The 16,151-nt window shown below is 46.8% G+C and carries 17 protein-coding genes; 14 read left to right on the top strand and 3 right to left on the bottom strand.

Annotation, left to right across the window (positions count from 1 at the left end):
* The first annotated feature begins 13 nt into the window (after nt 1–13).
* Both ATB76_RS07140 and ATB76_RS07135 read left to right on the top strand, forming a co-directional pair.
* Entirely contained in the window at nt 14–1,441 is a 1,428-nt protein-coding gene (locus ATB76_RS07140) for a 6-phospho-beta-glucosidase (RefSeq protein WP_061034957.1), read from the top strand.
* 141 nt (nt 1,442–1,582) lie between these two features.
* A complete protein-coding gene (locus ATB76_RS07135; protein WP_020195649.1) occupies nt 1,583–1,918 on the top strand; it encodes a zinc ribbon domain-containing protein YjdM in 336 nt (111 codons plus the stop codon).
* A gap of 74 nt (nt 1,919–1,992) precedes the next feature.
* Here the strand turns inward: ATB76_RS07135 and ATB76_RS07130 are convergent, their stop codons facing one another.
* Nucleotides 1,993–2,679, bottom strand: coding sequence for a Crp/Fnr family transcriptional regulator (locus ATB76_RS07130; protein WP_061034956.1), 687 nt, complete (start codon nt 2,677–2,679; stop codon nt 1,993–1,995).
* Nucleotides 2,680–2,891: 212 nt separating this feature from the next.
* Here ATB76_RS07130 and ATB76_RS07125 point away from each other — a divergent pair, with 212 nt between their 5' ends.
* Both ATB76_RS07125 and ATB76_RS07120 read left to right on the top strand, forming a co-directional pair.
* On the top strand, nt 2,892–3,698 hold the full coding sequence (locus ATB76_RS07125; RefSeq protein WP_061034955.1) for a class I SAM-dependent methyltransferase: 807 nt from the start codon (nt 2,892–2,894) through the stop codon (nt 3,696–3,698).
* 3 nt (nt 3,699–3,701) lie between these two features.
* Nucleotides 3,702–4,025, top strand: coding sequence for a cupin domain-containing protein (locus ATB76_RS07120; protein ID WP_061034954.1), 324 nt, complete (start codon nt 3,702–3,704; stop codon nt 4,023–4,025).
* An 80-nt stretch (nt 4,026–4,105) separates the two neighbouring features.
* Here the strand turns inward: ATB76_RS07120 and ATB76_RS07115 are convergent, their stop codons facing one another.
* Both ATB76_RS07115 and ATB76_RS07110 read right to left on the bottom strand, forming a co-directional pair.
* Entirely contained in the window at nt 4,106–4,975 is an 870-nt protein-coding gene (locus tag ATB76_RS07115; RefSeq protein ID WP_061034953.1) for a nickel transporter, read from the bottom strand.
* Complete coding sequence (locus ATB76_RS07110) at nt 4,975–5,640, bottom strand: DUF1007 family protein (protein ID WP_081094898.1); 666 nt, start codon at nt 5,638–5,640, stop codon at nt 4,975–4,977. Before ATB76_RS07110 ends, ATB76_RS07115 begins: the two co-directional genes overlap by 1 nt.
* A gap of 259 nt (nt 5,641–5,899) precedes the next feature.
* Here ATB76_RS07110 and ATB76_RS07105 point away from each other — a divergent pair, with 259 nt between their 5' ends.
* The 10 genes from ATB76_RS07105 (at nt 5,900) to ATB76_RS07060 (ending at nt 16,130) form a co-directional block, all read left to right on the top strand.
* Nucleotides 5,900–6,196, top strand: a complete 297-nt coding sequence (locus ATB76_RS07105; protein ID WP_038866925.1) for a DUF2607 family protein — start codon at nt 5,900–5,902, stop codon at nt 6,194–6,196.
* Nucleotides 6,197–6,476: 280 nt separating this feature from the next.
* Entirely contained in the window at nt 6,477–8,063 is a 1,587-nt protein-coding gene (gene nikA / locus ATB76_RS07100; protein ID WP_061034951.1) for a nickel ABC transporter substrate-binding protein, read from the top strand.
* 108 nt (nt 8,064–8,171) lie between these two features.
* On the top strand, nt 8,172–9,116 hold the full coding sequence (gene opp1B, locus ATB76_RS07095) for a nickel/cobalt ABC transporter permease (RefSeq protein ID WP_038866927.1): 945 nt from the start codon (nt 8,172–8,174) through the stop codon (nt 9,114–9,116).
* Complete coding sequence (gene opp1C, locus ATB76_RS07090) at nt 9,113–9,937, top strand: nickel/cobalt ABC transporter permease (protein WP_038866929.1); 825 nt, start codon at nt 9,113–9,115, stop codon at nt 9,935–9,937. The genes opp1B and opp1C overlap by 4 nt, the downstream gene beginning before the upstream one ends.
* On the top strand, nt 9,934–10,740 hold the full coding sequence (locus tag ATB76_RS07085) for an ABC transporter ATP-binding protein (protein WP_038866931.1): 807 nt from the start codon (nt 9,934–9,936) through the stop codon (nt 10,738–10,740). Before opp1C ends, ATB76_RS07085 begins: the two co-directional genes overlap by 4 nt.
* A complete protein-coding gene (locus ATB76_RS07080; protein ID WP_038866936.1) occupies nt 10,740–11,522 on the top strand; it encodes a dipeptide/oligopeptide/nickel ABC transporter ATP-binding protein in 783 nt (260 codons plus the stop codon). The genes ATB76_RS07085 and ATB76_RS07080 overlap by 1 nt, the downstream gene beginning before the upstream one ends.
* The gene (locus ATB76_RS07075) at nt 11,519–12,823 is read left to right on the top strand and encodes an MATE family efflux transporter (protein ID WP_061034950.1); all 1,305 of its coding nucleotides are present in this window, start codon (nt 11,519–11,521) and stop codon (nt 12,821–12,823) included. Before ATB76_RS07080 ends, ATB76_RS07075 begins: the two co-directional genes overlap by 4 nt.
* A gap of 172 nt (nt 12,824–12,995) precedes the next feature.
* On the top strand, nt 12,996–13,757 hold the full coding sequence (locus tag ATB76_RS07070; protein ID WP_081094897.1) for an ATP-binding cassette domain-containing protein: 762 nt from the start codon (nt 12,996–12,998) through the stop codon (nt 13,755–13,757).
* Nucleotides 13,758–13,777: 20 nt separating this feature from the next.
* Nucleotides 13,778–14,626 carry a dipeptide/oligopeptide/nickel ABC transporter ATP-binding protein gene (locus ATB76_RS07065; RefSeq protein WP_038866941.1) on the top strand — a complete coding sequence of 283 codons (849 nt, stop codon included), beginning with the start codon at nt 13,778–13,780 and terminating at the stop codon, nt 14,624–14,626.
* The gene (locus tag ATB76_RS07060; RefSeq protein ID WP_061034949.1) at nt 14,616–16,130 is read left to right on the top strand and encodes an ABC transporter substrate-binding protein; all 1,515 of its coding nucleotides are present in this window, start codon (nt 14,616–14,618) and stop codon (nt 16,128–16,130) included. Before ATB76_RS07065 ends, ATB76_RS07060 begins: the two co-directional genes overlap by 11 nt.
* Nucleotides 16,131–16,151 lie beyond the last annotated feature (21 nt).

The raw sequence follows: 16,151 nt of genomic DNA, 5'->3' as shown, positions 1-16,151 counted from the left end.
AGAGGTAAATAAGATGTCTAAATCTGTGTTTCCAGAAAACTTCCTATGGGGTGGGGCAATCGCAGCAAACCAATCTGAGGGTGGATACCGAGAAGGAGGCAAAGGACTCACGACCGTGGATATGATCCCTTATGGTGACAACCGAATGCCAATCAAACTCGGCCTTGTCGATTCGGTGGAATTGAGCGAAGAAGAGTTTTACCCAAGCCACCAAGCCATCGACTTTTATCACCGTTATAAAGAAGATATTGCGCTTCTAGCGGAGATGGGGTTCAAGACCTTTCGCATGTCGATCGCATGGAGCCGAATCTTCCCGAAAGGCGATGAACTAGAGCCAAACCAAGCCGGCATTGATTTCTATCGCAGCGTATTTGAAGAGTGCCACAAGTACGGCATTGAGCCGCTTGTAACGCTGTGCCATTTCGATGTGCCAATGCATCTAGTGAACGAGTATGGCTCTTGGCGAAACCGAAAGATGATTGGCTTTTTTGAACGCTACGCAAGAACTTGTTTTGAAGCTTTTGATGGACTAGTGAAATACTGGCTGACGTTCAATGAAATCAACATCCTTCTGCATAGCCCATTCTCAGGTGCAGGCTTGTTGTTCCAAGAGGGGGAAAACCGCGACCAAGTGAAATATCAAGCCGCGCACCATGAGCTTGTTGCCAGCGCTCTGGTGACTAAGATTGCGCATGAGATCAATCCAGAGAACCAAGTTGGTTGTATGCTGGCGGGGGGCAACTTCTACCCATACAGCTGCAAGCCGGAAGATGTGTTCACTGCGATGCAAAAAGATCGTGAGAACTTATTCTTTATTGATGTTCAGTCTCGTGGCTATTACCCATCATACGCGCAGAAAGTGTTTGATGAAAAAGGCGTGAAGCTGGAGATTCTTGAAGAAGATTACGAGACGCTGAAACACACAGTCGATTTCATCTCATTCAGTTACTACGCCTCACGTTGTGCATCAGCAGAGATGAATGCCAATAACACCAGTGAAGCCAACGTCGTGAAGTCGATCAGGAATCCACATTTACCTACTAGTGATTGGGGTTGGGTGATTGACCCGCTTGGTCTGCGCATCACCATGAATACCCTTTATGATCGCTACCAAAAGCCACTGTTCTTAGTAGAAAACGGTCTGGGCGCAAAAGATGTACCGGATGAAAATGGTGAAGTACAAGACGATTACCGCATTGATTACCTGCGCCAACACGTAGAAGCCATGGCCGATGCGATTACCGATGGTGTTCCGCTGATGGGCTTTACACCTTGGGGTTGTATTGACTTGGTTGCGGCGTCAACGGGTGAGATGAGTAAGCGCTATGGCTTTATCTATGTGGACAGAGACAACCTAGGCAACGGCACACTAAACCGCACACCGAAGAAGTCTTTCCATTGGTATAAGCGTGTCATTGCATCCAACGGTACAGAGCTGTAATCAAACAGAAACACGCCCTTATCTTGAATGCCTTTCCAAAGAGGGAAGGCTAAGCTATGAGGGCGTTTTTCAACAAATCTACTCGATAAGGTGAGCAATACCCTTTACCATAACGTCAAATTCATTAGCTCGTAATTACTTATGTCTCTACCTCCTTGCCCAAACTGTAACTCAGAATACGTTTACCCAGACCAAGACCAGCTTGTTTGCCCAGAATGTGCTTATGAGTGGAACCCAACTCAGGCGGCAGACGAAGATGCCGTAAACGTGAAAGATGCCAACGGCACGTTGCTGCAAGAAGGTGATAAGGTCACGTTAGCGAAAGACCTAAAAGTAAAAGGCAGTTCGCTGGTACTTAAGATCGGCACCAAAGCGGTGATTCGTCGCATTAAAGACGGCAAAGATCATCAGCTAGATTGCAAAGTTGATGGCGCTGGCGAGATGATGGTGACGGCGCAGTTTGTGAAGAAGGCGTAATACCTGCACTTAGATATCGCTTTCAGAAACAATAAAAACAGCTCACTACGAGCTGTTTTTTTGTTTTAGAGCGTTTAAGTTAAATCTCGCTGGAATATTTCTGGCGCTAACTCCACCGCTTCGCACATGGCGGGAATGTCTAGCAGCGTGATATGACTTTCGCACTCAGTAATAAAACCATCGTTTTTCAGTTTTTTGAACGTTCTAGAAAGCGTCTCTGGCGTCATCCCTAGCTGTGTTGCAAGCAGCTTTTTCGTCACGGGTAACGTGATTTTCCCTTCGCTTCTCGATTGAGCGCGATAGAAGTCAGCCAGCTTCATTACCAGTCTTTGGTTCGCGTTTACTTGCGTCAAAATGTTCACGGTATCCATCAGCTGGTGGATGCGATTGGTCATGTAGTTCATGACTTTTAATGAAGTCTGCGGAGACTGAGTAAACACCGGTAACACATCTTGGTAGTGGAACACAGACAACTCCGTATCCTGATCGACACGGGCACTCATCGGATAGGTTCTTGGGGACATAAACATCGCCATTTCCGCAATCATTTCTCCCGCCATAAACACTCTAAACAGCTTTTCGTCGCCGTTTGGCATCAAACGAAACAGCGAGACTTTTCCTCTCTCTATTAAATACATATTTTCCGCAGGTTCCCCACGTTCAAACAGTTGATGTCCTGCATCGCAATGCAAAGGCGAGCGTTTTGAAAAGAGTTGCGTTTTTTCTTCTTCGTTAAGGAGCGAAACAATAGAGTCGGGCACGCTGTTTTCCTTAGCTTGATAATTATCAAGCAGCAAATTCGGAATTGGGGGATAAGATACAAATAATAATCATTATTGATTGATATGCCAACTTATCCAACCTGAGAAAGGAGAACAGTTATGGACGGTATTAGCCACGTATTTCGATGGGTTGCCTTGTGCGGTCTGGTCGTTCTTTTTGTTCCCGTCGCCATCTTTGCTTAGGAGTCATTATGTCTAAACGATTAGCGATGCCCAATGAAGGGCGAGAAGTGACAAAAACACCGGGACACTGGGTACTCGCTCAACTGGGTAAGAAAGTGCTGCGTCCTGGTGGCAAAGAACTAACACAAAAAATGCTACAAGGGTTGGCGATTACGCGTGATGACCGCGTTGTCGAATTCGCGCCCGGTATGGGTTACACGGCACGTTTGTGCTTGGAAAAATCCCCTGCAAGCTACACCGCTATTGAACAAAATGACCAGGCAGCGGAGATTGTTCGCTCTTACTTACAGGGTGCAAACCAAGGTTGTCATGTCGGGAATGCACAAGAGACAGGGCTAGAGCCAGAATGTGCTTCTGTGGTTTATGGCGAAGCTATGCTGACGATGCAATCCGATGCGCGTAAAAACGAAATTATTGCTGAGGCTGCTCGAATCCTCGCTACTCATGGGCGTTACGGTATCCATGAATTATGCATTACGCCAGATACTATCGCTGAAGATAAAAAGCGCGCAATTCAAAGAGAAGTTTCCGAGACCATTCAACACCCCGCCAAACCCATCACACCCGCAGAGTGGAAAGCTCTGATGGAAGAGAATGGTTTTGTCGTTGAATTTGAAGCTGTTGCTCCAATGCATTTACTCGAACCAAAACGCGTTATCGCCGATGAAGGCTTGAGTGGGTTCTTAAAAATCGTGAAAAACGTACTGACTAAACCGCAAGCGAGAAAGCGTGTGTTAGGCATGCGTAAGATTTTCCGTAAGCACGAAAAGAACCTATCTGCGATAACGCTTGTCGCAAGAAAGAGGGAAAGCTAAATCATGTTTGAATACACTTTATATGAAGATTTCGCCAGCGAAGTGGATATCCCCAAAGCAGGTATCACGAGTTGCCCTGTGTACAAAAGTGAGCGTTTGCGAGGTGTTATCTTCGGGTTCGCTGAAGGTGAAGAAATGAGTGAACATACTGCAGCAGTACCAGCGATTGCACAAATACTCGAAGGAGAATGTACGTTCACGTTAGAAGAAGAGGCGAAGGAACTAAAAGCTGGCGCTTGGTTGCTAATGGACGCACATTTGCCTCACAGCATTATCGCAAAAACGCCATTGAAGCTGATGCTGTACCTGTTGCGAGAGCCCAAGTAACACGCAGTATTGAAATACAAATCAATATAAATTCAGCCCCAACCAAGTGTTGGGGCTTTTGCGTTTTTTGCTGTTGGTACTTATCTGACGAAGTTCTGCAATCCTGCCACGCTGGCAAAGTTATAGAGAATAAAACCCGATGCCACCATGGTGACTGCCAAAACGAGGTTAAGCGTATCGCTCAAGTTGGCATTGGGTTTGGCGCTGTGGTTTTTCATTTGGCGTTGAATCGTTAAAGCGTTGAACACCAATATCGAGTTGGTCATTGCCGTTCCTAAGGCCATCACGAATGTCGCGACCATACCCCACATTAAGCTGCCTAGCATGTTAGAGAGAAACAGAACCAGCACCGCGCCAGTACAAGGGCGAAAGCCAATAAGCAGTAGTGCTTTCCATGAAATATTGCCATTAGAATCTGCGGAATCATCATCTTCTTGAGATGGTGTTTGCTTGATACGGCGTTTAACCACCGACGCAAACTCTTTCAACGCCAATAAGATAATAAACACCGCACAACCTTGAGTCAGTAGACGAACATTATCGGAAAGGCTGAAAGCAAACTGCTCTGCAATTTTGGCGGTAATCACGAAAAGAATGCACGCGCTCGCGGCTTGTAGGGCGGCAATAATCGCGACCAATACAAGCGCTTGTCGACGACGGTAGCCATGAATAAGGCTCATTGACGTCACTGCCGTTTTACCGTGCCCAGGGGCAACTGAATGCAACAAACCATACAGAAAGCTAAACCCCAACAAGTACCAACCGTACAACAGTTGCCCTTGGCTGATGAGCATCAGGTATTCACTGAGCGAGTTTACCGTGTCACGTTGAAGCCGAATCAACTGCATCCAGTAAGCAGGGAAGTGATTCCAAATATGCAGAGTAATGGCTAATAGCATTACGCTAAACACAGCGAACAGAGCGCGTTTGAAGACTGGCGAGTTTCCCATTAGTTCTCCTCCGGATCACAGGTGAAGAGGGCTTTTTGGGTAAATAGCTGACCGAGTTCGTTATCTGGGTCTGCATCAACAGAGAGTGACATCGCGTAAGTCACTTGCTCTGGTGTTGGGTTTGGTTCAACCACGTCGATATGGCAACGATCAGCGTAAGGCTTATTGATGGTGATGGCGTGCTTATGTTCCCAACTCATATCTACGAAGTAGCTTGGATCAAAAATAAGCAAACGTAGATCAGGTGTGTAGATACTGGTGGGCTTAGCGAGTTCAAGATTGAACTTCAATGTTGCTTTTGCACCATTCATCTCGATAGACCCTGCTTCCACCATCTTGTAGCGAATCGGTTCATCGTCGGCATAAAAGTAGGTGAAGTAATGGCTTGATAACAAGTTGTAAACCACCTGACTAGAGAGTGTCGAAAGTACTTCATCTCGATTTTCGTCGGTGAGCTTCTCTCCCGCCAGCATGTAAGCCGTGGTCATGGCGTCAAACTCCCAGTTCATTGAGAGCGATTGAATCTTATCTTCTTTGATATTGATTTTGGTTTCCATTGTCACCCAAGAATGAGGGTGGGCGTGGACAAAACAAGAAAACAGCAGTGAGAAAGCAGTAAGAGTTAGGCGTAATCTAGAAAGAGAAAACGATCCAAAAATGGACATCCGATTACCTATGTGTGAAGCAATATGAAAAGTGGAAATTGTTATAACATAACATTTTGGTGATTTGAACGCGGTTGATTTTTTATCACTAAATTTTATAAGGATTTGCCTGTTTGAGGAGAGATGGCTAGGTTTGATGAATATGTATCGAAAGTAAGATTAATTCTCATTATTTTTCAAACTTAGGGTGTTAACTTGATCTAGATAAAGATTTAGCACGCAATGCGGTGTTACATTTCGCCCCATCATCATCACTGAGATGTGGAATTTGAACTACTTTTCTCGCTTTACCAACAATGTGCTGTTAATGCTCGCACTGCTCATGCTGCCTGTCGGCTTGAGTACGTTGTCGATCGTGCACGATTTGGAAATGGAGCCAGAAACGCATCTTCAACATCAGTGCGAAATCTATGACGCGATTCAAACGGCTGTTCACAGCAGCGATTTTGAATTGCCTGTCGTCAATCAAACCCCAGAATATCATCATACAATTCTGACCGAAGCGCATCTCAATGTTTATGAGCTGCCACGTACTCGGTCGCCTCCTCACGCGTAATTACGTGCTCATTTCCTATCAGCTTTAAACTTCTGTTCGTCTGTCGTAGTTGCGAGATTGCGGGACTTGACGCCTGTTGTTTTCAGCATGTTTTCTGGTGAATTTGTCAGATACACCCACGAGCACAACTAATTATTTTTCTATCTAAATCATTGTCTTATTTTTTATGAGCCAATGAACATCAGTTTGATGCCATTAAGGGCTTGATGATTATTGCCCTTATTGTAGTATTAATATAATTAAAGATAATAATTATCATTAACATTTAAAGGTTTTGTTTATGCCGTCTAAAAAACTGATCGCCGCGGTTGCGGTAGCTGCTTCTGCCATTCTTCCCATTCAAAGTGCTTTTGCAGAAGAGAGCACGCTCACGTTTGCCAATTACCGCGACATTCGCGATCTTAACCCGCATCTTTATGGCGGTGAGATTTTTGCGCAAAACCTAATCTTCGAAGGTTTGGTTCACCTTGGTGAAAACGGCGTTCTTGAACCTTGGTTAGCAACCAGCTGGAGCACGTCAGAAGACGGCAAAACCTACACATTTAAACTGCGCGATGACGTCACTTTTTCTGATGGTGCAAAGTTTGACGCTAACGTCGTGAAGGCAAACTTTGATGCATTGTTAGATAACGCAAACCGTCACACTTGGCTTGAGTCGATTCGTCTAATGGTTGAAGTCGAGAAGTCTGGTAAAGAGAGTGTTCGCGTGGTGGACAACAACACCATCGAAGTTGAATTTGCTGAATCCTACTACCCATTCCTTGTTGAGCTTGGTGTGACTCGCCCGTTTCGTTTCCTTTCTCCAAAATGTTTCAAAGACGGCACAACCAAAGATGGCATTAATTGCTACGTCGGCACGGGTAGCTATGTCCTAACGGACAACGTAGTAGATCAACGTGCAACGTTTGAACGCAACGAAAACTACTGGGGTGAAAAGCCTCAGGTTGACAAGATCATCGCGAAAGTGATTCCTGACAACCAATCGCGTCTGTTGTCACTGCGCAGCGGTGAGGTGGACATGGTTTACGGTCTGCAGTTGATCAGTGCGCAATCATTCAAACAGTTTGAAAAAGATCCACGTTTTGGTACTAACCTGTCAGATCCGGTTTCTACACGTATGCTGATTCTGAACTCAGTGAGTGAAAGCCTGAGTGATACGCGTGTTCGCCAAGCATTGAGCCATCTAACCAACAAAGCGATCATTGCTGAGCGCATTATGCTGGGTCTTGAACAACCAGCAGACACGCTATTGGCGCAAAACGTACCTTACGCAAACATCGAGCTGACGCCATACCAATACGACGTTGCTCAAGCAGAAAAACTGCTGGATGAAGCGGGTTGGAAGAAAGACGGCAAAGTGCGCAAGCTTAACGGTAAGCCTTTTGAAATCACGCTTTCTTACGACAGTGACAAGGTGGTTGAGCGTACTATCGCGCAATACCTACAAAGTGAATGGTCAAAAGTGGGTTTGAAAATGAACCTTGTTGGTGAAGAAGAACAGGCACACCGTGACCGTTTGAAACAAGGTGACTTTGACCTATCGTTCAACATCTCTTGGGGTACACCTTACGATCCCCAATCGTTCCTAGGTGGTATGCGTAAACCGGTTTACGGCGATTACGCAGCGCAGCAGGGCATTCCTGAGAAAGCGGAAATCGATAAGAACATCCTTGAAGCACTAGAAGCGATTGATGAAACCGAGCGCCAAGCGCACTACACCTACGTATTGAAAACACTGCACGAGCAAGCGATCTACATCCCGATCAGCTACGAGCAAAACCGTGCGATTTTCAACAAGCGTGTAGAAGGTGTGGGCTTTAACCCATCTCAATTTGAGATTCCTTTGCAACGTATGTCTGTTAAGTAATCTCACTCGTCGGTGGACAAAACACTGACCCAAAGTATCACGACTGACACTCTGAATTGGGTGTCAGTCTTTTTACTTTTCTAACTAAAACGTAGAGAAAGTATCTGCATGGCGAAATACATAATCAAGCGGCTACTGAGTGCAAGCGTGACACTTTTCTTTGTCTCCTTTATCGCTTTTGCCTTGGTCAATATTATTCCCGCTGATCCTGCCGAAGTTGCATTACGTGTTAACGACACGACGCCAAGCCCAGAGGCGATTGAAGAGATCCGCCAAGAGCTTGGTTTAGATAAACCGTTTTTGGTGCGTTACGCCAATTGGCTGGTGGCATCATTACAAGGCGACTTTGGTGTGTCTTACACCAACACCAACCGCCTCGTGTCTGAAGAGTTGGCGCGTAGTTTCCCGTACACTTTAAAGCTTGCTGGGTTGTCGCTGATTCTGTTGGTGTGTGTGAGTATTCCGATGGGTGTGCTCAGTGCGGTGTATAAAGACCACTGGTTTGATCGCATTGTGCGAGTGTTTATCTTTGCCAGCACAGCGATGCCAAACTTCTGGCTCGCGTTTATTCTGATTTGGTTCTTCTCAATTTACATGTACTGGCTGCCAAGCAGCGGCGCATCGACCTTCAGTCATTTTATTCTGCCATCGATTACGTTGTGTATGGCGTATGTGGCAACGTACATTCGTCTGATCCGTAACTCGATGTTGGATTCGATGAATCATAACTACGTGGTTTATGCGCGAGCGCGTGGTATTCCTGAATATCGCGTGGTGTGGAAACACCTTCTTAAGAACTCGCTGCAAACCTCTATGACGGCTTTGGGTATTGGTATCGTGCGATTGATCGCGGGAACCGTAGTTATCGAAAGCATCTTCGCCATTCCGGGTTTAGGGCGTCTTGCACTCGCAGCAATCTTCAATCGAGATTACCCAATCATTCAAGCTTACATCTTGGTGATGGGCAGCTTGTTCGTGGTATCGAACTTACTGATCGATATCTTACATACGGTAGTGGATCCTCGCCTGAAATCCGGAGGTAACAACCAATGATGCAACGCCTCTTTAGCAACAAAACCGTTGTCGCCTGTTTGTTTATTCTTACCGTGATTTGTTTGATGGGGGCATTTGCGCCTTATCTTGCGCCGCACGATCCAAACTTAGCCGATGTTATTAACACCTTGATGCCAATGTCGGCGGAATACCCGCTGGGCACTGACCATTTAGGTCGTTGTATTTACTCACGCCTTCTTTTTGGTATTCGCACCACGCTTTACTACTCCTTGCTGACCATGGTGATCACCGCTTTGGTCGGTGGCTTTATTGGTGTTGTTTCTGGTTATGTGCGTGGCAAAGTCGATGCTCTGATCATGCGTGGCTGTGAAGTCATGTTGTCTTTTCCTTATGAAATCATCGTGCTAAGCATCGTCGGTATCATGGGACCAGGCATCACTAACATTATCGTGGCGAACTTCATTGCCAAGATTGCATGGTATGTACGCATCGTGCGTAGCTCGGTTATCGCGTTTAATCATCAGAACTACATCATGTATTCGCGCACGGTAAAAACACCGCAAAGCTTCATCTTCCGCAAGCATTTAGCACCGAATATTGCTGCCGAGGTCATCATTCTCGCTACCTTGGACTTGGGGTGGATCATCCTAAGTATTTCGACCCTGTCTTTCTTGGGACTGGGTATTCAACCGCCGACACCAGAGTGGGGGGCAATGCTTAGTGATGCCAAAGAAGTGCTGTTCTCTAACCCTGAACAAATGCTGATTCCGGGCGCGGCGATTATGGTAGTGGTAGCGTGTTGTAACTTGCTCGGTGACTCACTGCGCGATGTGTTAGACCCAAGAACGGAGCAACGATGATGTTAGAAGTGAAGAATCTTGCTGTGACATTGGAGAAACCTACTCATCGTGAATTGGTTTCTGACGTCAGCTTCACCCTAAAAGAAGACCAATGTTTGGGCATTTTAGGTGAGTCGGGCAGTGGCAAAAGCTTAACTTGTAATGCGATTAACGGCTTGCTAGGCGAGCACTTTACCATCTCTGGTGAGGCTATTTTTGAGGGCGAAGATTTATTCTCGATGCCGCAAAAGCAGCGCCGCCAAATGCGTGGTGAGAAAATCTCGATGATCATGCAAAGCCCAATGACGGCGTTCAACCCGCTGTTCACGATTGGTAACCAAGCCGTTGAGACGATTAAACAGCACTCCGCGATGAGCAGTAAAGGCGCGACCGAGTTATTCTGCGATGTGCTTACCCGAGTGAACTTAAAATCGGTGCAATCTTTATTGAAGAAATACCCGCACGAGCTGAGTGGCGGCATGCTGCAACGCATCATGGTAGCGCTGGCTTTGGTGCTAAAACCTAAGCTGATTATTGCCGATGAGCCAACCACAGCTATCGATTACATCTCACAACGAGAGGTCATCAAAGAGCTGCAATTTGTGCGAGAGCAGTTCGGCACGAGCCTGATTTTCGTCAGTCACGATTTAAGTTTGGTTTCGCACATTGCCGATAACGTGATGGTGATGAATCAAGGCAAGGTCGTGGAATATGGCGACACCAAGCAAGTGTTTACCAACCCACAAAGCGAGCACACACGTTATTTAGTTGATACCCGTATGGCGTTGATTAATCGTTTTAAATCTGTGATGGAGAGTGCCTAATGCTGATTGATGTTCGAAAAGTCACTAAGGCTTTCAAAAACGATGACAGTTGGTTGTTCCCAAGCTATCAGCATGTACTCAATGGTGTGTCGATTACCGTAAATGAAGGCGAATGTGTCGGTATCGTTGGTGAATCAGGCAGCGGAAAAAGCACCTTGGGCAAAGTTGTTTTAGGCTTGGAATCTGCCGACAGTGGTGAGGTGGTACTAGGTGAAGCGATTGCTAGCTTACCGACACACAAAGCCATCAGTGTGGTCTTTCAAGATTACAATACCTCGGTGAACCCGCGCTTAACCGTGCGTGAAATCATTAATGAACCGCTGATTACTGAAGCAATGAGTAAAGCGCAGCGCGAAGCTTTATTAATTCAATTGCTCGAAGAAGTGGGGCTAAAAGCAGAAATGCTGGAACGATACCCGCATCAATTGAGCGGCGGTCAATTGCAGCGCGTTTGTATTGCGCGTGCAGTCGCACCGAACCCTAAATTCATCCTGCTTGATGAAGCGGTAAGTTCGCTTGATGTGTCGGTTCAGGTACAGATCCTCGACTTGCTACAAAAGCTCAAACAGGAACGCAATATTTCATACCTGTTTATCACTCACGATATTGCGGTAGCGAGTTTCTTATGTGATCGTCTGATGTTTTTCAAAGGCGGTCAGATTGTTGAACGCGTTGATGACATGCGTAATCTCAAGCACGTACGCGACCCATATACGAAAGAACTGCTAGAAGCCGCTGGCTACCTAGAAATCCCATTTGAAACTGAGTTTAACCAAGAATGAACCTGACTCATAAAGACTATTTTAAAATCGCATTTCCTTTCATTGTTTCTACGGTTACCCAACCATTATTGGGGGCGGTGGATACCGCGGTGATCGGTAAACTCGGTGTGGCTGAGATGATTGGTGGTGTGGCGATCGGCACCGTTATCATGAATACCTTGTATTGGCTGTTTGGTTTTTTCCGCGTCAGTACTACTGGGCAAAGTGCAATCGCATTAGGTAAAAATAGCCCAGAAGATCAAGCGAGCAGCTTATTCCGTCCTTTCGTGCTTTCGCTCTGCCTTGGCTTGATTTTCATTGCGTTGCAGTCCGTGATTTGGATGGGGGCAGAGCTGATTATCTCCCCTGATGCAGTCGTGGCCGAAAACGCTAAGATTTACTTCGATATCATGATCTTTGGTGCGCCGTTTGTACTGCTGAACTACACCGTGATTGGTTGGTTAATGGGGCAGGCGAAAGCCAAAGAAACCTTGTTCACGCAAGTGTTTGGTAACGTGCTGAACATCGTGCTAGATATCGTCTTTGTGTTGTACTTCGATATGGGTATTGCTGGCGTTGCGGTAGCGACACTTATCGCGCAAATCTCGACGTTTGTTATTGGTGCGGTGCTGGTGTTGAAAACCTGTCGCTTCCCGCTGTTTGATTACATTCAAACAGCGAGCATGACGCGTAAAGATCTCAAAGTTATCGCATCTTCCAATATGGATCTGCTGCTTCGTACTGTGTGTCTATTGGTGTTCTTCAACATGATCGCGCGTGTGGGCTCTCAGCTTGGCTCTGATGTGCTCGCGGCGAACGCAATCTTGATGCAAGTAACCTTCATCGTCAGCTACATGTTCGATGGTGTGGCGAATGCGTCGAGCGTCTTTGCAGGTAAAGCGGTAGGGCAGAAGAATCCGACATTGCTTGATAACGTGATTAAGTTAAACACGCAATGGACCGCGGCGTTCGTTGTTGTATTGACCTTGCTGTTGGTGCTGTTCAAACACCAAGTGGTGTCGTTATTTACCACTTTGCCAAACCTTGTTGAGCTGTATTTGGAGATGAGCCCTTGGTTATTGGCATTCCCGTTGGTTTCTGGTTTTGGTCTGACGTTTTACGGCATCTTTACCGGTACAGGTACGACGCGACCAGTTCGTAACTCTACCTTCTTAACCATGGTGTTGTTCTTAGTGACTCAATTTATTGCGGTGCAATATTGGGGCAATCACGGTTTGTGGCTGGCATTCACTTTGTTCTACGTTGGGCGCTTTGTCTTCTTGTTCCCGTACCTCGATCAAGTAAAACAAAAGTGTCAGTAATTCACGTTTTTACAATCGGTTTTATTGCGATTTTTTATCGCAAGGGCGGAGCCATCTGCCCTTGCTGATAAAAGCGTGAAAAAGGTGATGAAATAACCCCTCTGAGTTGTTTTCTTGCTCAGGCCTGCGTGATACTATCGTTATGTTATATTGTTACATTTAGTTTGATGTCGTGATTTCTCAACCAATACTCTCCGTTAATAATCTCAGCCTTACAGACTCAGAACGTACACTCTTCAAAGACATTTCTTTTGAGCTGTTTCAAGGTGAAGTTCTTGCCATTATGGGACCTTCCGGCATTGGTAAATCCATGTTGTCGAAAGCCGTCGCAGGTTTTTTGCCGTCTGATATTTGGGTAGACGGAAGTATCCAGCTTAACAGCAGTGAGGTCGCACAAACTGCCATGCTGCAACGTAGTCAACCGCAGCGCCCCGCGGTCATTTTCCAAGATGCACTTAAAGCGCTGAACCCATTGGCGTCTGTCGAACAACAACTGTGTTTGGCATTGACGGGCAACAAAACGCGCTTGTCTTCAGCAAACCGAGATACGGTGACAGCCTTGTTGTCTCAACTCGGATTTGCAGATCCAAAAGCAGCATTGGCGCAGCATCCAAGCCAGTTATCTGGTGGTCAGCGCCAGCGTATTTGTATTGCGATTGCGTTGCTTGGTAGTGCCAACTTGATCATCGCTGATGAGCCCACCAGTGCGCTCGATCCAATCACCGAAGCGGAGATCCTTGAGTTGTTCCGCAGCAGTGTTCAGCAACGCAACATCAGTGGTTTGTTGATCACGCACGATCTGTCTGCGGCTTTGGCGTGTGAAAAAGTCTTGGTGATTGCGGACAACACCATGGTGGCCTATGGAGCGCCATGGCAAGCTATTCAGCAAAGTTCGCATCCTTTCTGCCAACAACTTGCGCAACTGCTGCCTTAACCTCATCTCTGGAGCCTATTTTGACTAAGCACAACTTGAGCGGGCACACGCAGCCTAAATCGGCGGAAGTTCGCTTTGAGCAAGCCAGTGTTCACTATTACTCCAAACCAAGTTGGTTAGGGGGCAAACCGTTTAAAGCGCTCGAACAATTGGATCTTGCCATCGACACAAAGAACATTGCGATTGTTGGTCCTTCTGGTGCGGGTAAATCGACCTTGATTGAACTTCTGTTTGGTCTTCGTAAACCCACATCTGGTGAAGTGTATGTGTGTGGTTATCAGTTATCGCGTAGCTCGGCTAAGCAGCGACAAGAGTTATGTCAGCACATTCAGCTGATCCCGCAAGAGCCGCAGTCTAGCTTGAATCCGTACTACACCGTTCGCCAGATCTTACTGGAGCCGCTAAGCAATATTGGTTTAACGCAAGAGCTTAACGAGAAGGTGGAAAAGGTCTTGGTGGATGTCGGTTTGGATCTCACATTGTTGGATCGTAACCCGCTGCAATTATCAGTTGGGCAAGCCCAACGTGTGGCTATCGCCAGAGCTTTGATTGTCGAGCCTTGCGTGTTGGTTGCGGATGAGCCAACCAGCAGCCTAGATCCCGTCAGTCGTAAACAGATTCTCGACTTGTTGGCAGGCATTCAAAAGAGTCGTCAGATGCGCCTGATTTTGGTGACACATGACCTCGATGCGGCACAAACCCTATGCGATGAAATCCTAGTGTTAGACAAAGGACGCGTTGTCGAGCACGGCACAGCACAGAACGTGACAAATAACCCATCGCACTTGATCACGAGAGCCTTGATGAGCGCTCAACACAAAAGTAATGAATTCACAAAAACCATTGGAGAGGTTTCTTATGCACCTTAGTACTCCCAAGTTAGCTTTGTCGCTGGCTTTAAGCGCACTGCTGACGGGTTGTTTTGACTCTGGCGAAAGCAAGCCAGAAGCGGAAAAAGCAGCAGCTCCGCAAGCAACGGAAATTCGCGTTGCCATGATGCAACCACCACGCACAGGTTTGTCGCCACTTTCAGATGACGCGTTCAAACTGTCACGTTGGAGCACGGCAGAAACGCTGGTGAACTTAAACGATCAGTCGGTAGCAGAGCCTATGCTGGCAACAGAGTGGGAACAAGTTGACCCGATGACGTGGCAATTTAAGGTACGTAAAGGCGTGAAATTCCACGATGGCTCTGAGCTTGATGCCAACGCGGTCGTGAACTCTCTGCAAAAAGCATTAGATGCCGCACCTAAACCACGCATCTTGGACGGTATCGAATGGCAAGTTCGCGCATTGGACGACTTCACTGTTGAAATCAAAACGACCTTTAACGATCCATTGTTGCCAAGCCGTCTATCTAGCCCACAGCTAGCGATCCTTTCTGTTGCTGCATATCAAGACAACGGTCGCGTTGTGCCAATCAATGCGGGTACCGGTCCATTCGTTCTGACAGAAATCAACGGTACAACCAGCGCGAAACTGAAGCGTTTTGACGGTTATTGGGGCGAAAAAGCAAAAGTAGACAGCATCTTTGCTGAATACGTACCAAACGGTTTTGCGCGTGCTGCGGCACTGCGTACCGGTGAGGCGGATGTAGTTGAAGCGGTTCCTGTTTCGCAAATCGCGATGATGGAATCTTCACAGCTGCACGAAGTCGCCATGCCACGTACCAACACGCTTTACCTAAACAATAAATCAGATGTGTTTAGCCAGTTCGGTTTGCGTAAAGCAGCGGCTCAAGCGGTTAACCGTGAGCAAATCATCAAAACGGTTTACGAGAACCACGCCGACTCAGCGAAAGGTTTGTTAGGTCCTGCATTGGCATGGGCTCAACCAATTCGTGATGCGAACCCTCGTATGGAAACTATGGAAATGCGCCACGCGAATGGTGAGAAGATCACCATTGGTACGTTTACCGACCGTGCAGAGTTGCCAGAAGTGGCGGTGCTACTAAAGCAACAACTTGAAGCGGCTGGCTTTGTGGTTGAGCTAGACGTTCGTGAATACGCACAAATCGAAAACGATGCACTAGCAGGTAAGTTCGATGCGTTCTTGTTGTCACGTGCAACGGTGCTGGATTCTGGTGATCCAGTCGCGTACATGCAAAGTGACTTTAGCTGTAAAGGTTCTTACAACCTAGGTCAGTTCTGCTCTGAAGAAGTGGACGCAGCATTGAAACACGCTGATCGTCAGCCTTTGGGTGAGAAACGCCAACAAGCGATCATCGAAGCAGAAAGCAAAATCCTTGAGCAATACGCTGTGATTCCACTGCTGCACGAGCGAGTAATCCAAGGTGAGAGTGACCGCGTGAAGAATGCACAACGTGACCCACGCGAGCGTCGCCTGATCGACCAGTTTACTGAGGTAAACTAACTCGATGTCGTCTGTTGCCAA

The sequence above is a fragment of the Vibrio sp. MOR3 genome, assembly GCF_001557775.1.
GTDB classification, from domain to species: Bacteria; Pseudomonadota; Gammaproteobacteria; order Enterobacterales; family Vibrionaceae; genus Vibrio; species Vibrio jasicida.
Note: the sequence above shows the minus strand (reverse complement) of the source record. Positions and strands in the feature narration are given on the sequence as shown.

Bases quoted from the DNA above. Each gene is read 5' to 3' on its own strand.
- ATB76_RS07110 (WP_081094898.1), bottom strand. From the start codon at position 5,640: ATGTCCATTTTTGGATCGTTTTCTCTTTCTAGATTACGCCTAACTCTT.
- ATB76_RS07125 (WP_061034955.1), top strand. From the start codon at position 2,892: ATGTCTAAACGATTAGCGATGCCCAATGAAGGGCGAGAAGTGACAAAA.
- opp1C (WP_038866929.1), top strand. From the start codon at position 9,113: ATGATGCAACGCCTCTTTAGCAACAAAACCGTTGTCGCCTGTTTGTTT.
- ATB76_RS07080 (WP_038866936.1), top strand. From the start codon at position 10,740: ATGCTGATTGATGTTCGAAAAGTCACTAAGGCTTTCAAAAACGATGAC.
- ATB76_RS07135 (WP_020195649.1), top strand. From the start codon at position 1,583: ATGTCTCTACCTCCTTGCCCAAACTGTAACTCAGAATACGTTTACCCA.
- ATB76_RS07060 (WP_061034949.1), top strand. From the start codon at position 14,616: ATGCACCTTAGTACTCCCAAGTTAGCTTTGTCGCTGGCTTTAAGCGCA.
- ATB76_RS07085 (WP_038866931.1), top strand. From the start codon at position 9,934: ATGATGTTAGAAGTGAAGAATCTTGCTGTGACATTGGAGAAACCTACT.
- nikA (WP_061034951.1), top strand. From the start codon at position 6,477: ATGCCGTCTAAAAAACTGATCGCCGCGGTTGCGGTAGCTGCTTCTGCC.
- ATB76_RS07105 (WP_038866925.1), top strand. From the start codon at position 5,900: ATGTGGAATTTGAACTACTTTTCTCGCTTTACCAACAATGTGCTGTTA.
- ATB76_RS07120 (WP_061034954.1), top strand. From the start codon at position 3,702: ATGTTTGAATACACTTTATATGAAGATTTCGCCAGCGAAGTGGATATC.
- opp1B (WP_038866927.1), top strand. From the start codon at position 8,172: ATGGCGAAATACATAATCAAGCGGCTACTGAGTGCAAGCGTGACACTT.
- ATB76_RS07075 (WP_061034950.1), top strand. From the start codon at position 11,519: ATGAACCTGACTCATAAAGACTATTTTAAAATCGCATTTCCTTTCATT.
- ATB76_RS07115 (WP_061034953.1), bottom strand. From the start codon at position 4,975: ATGGGAAACTCGCCAGTCTTCAAACGCGCTCTGTTCGCTGTGTTTAGC.
- ATB76_RS07140 (WP_061034957.1), top strand. From the start codon at position 14: ATGTCTAAATCTGTGTTTCCAGAAAACTTCCTATGGGGTGGGGCAATC.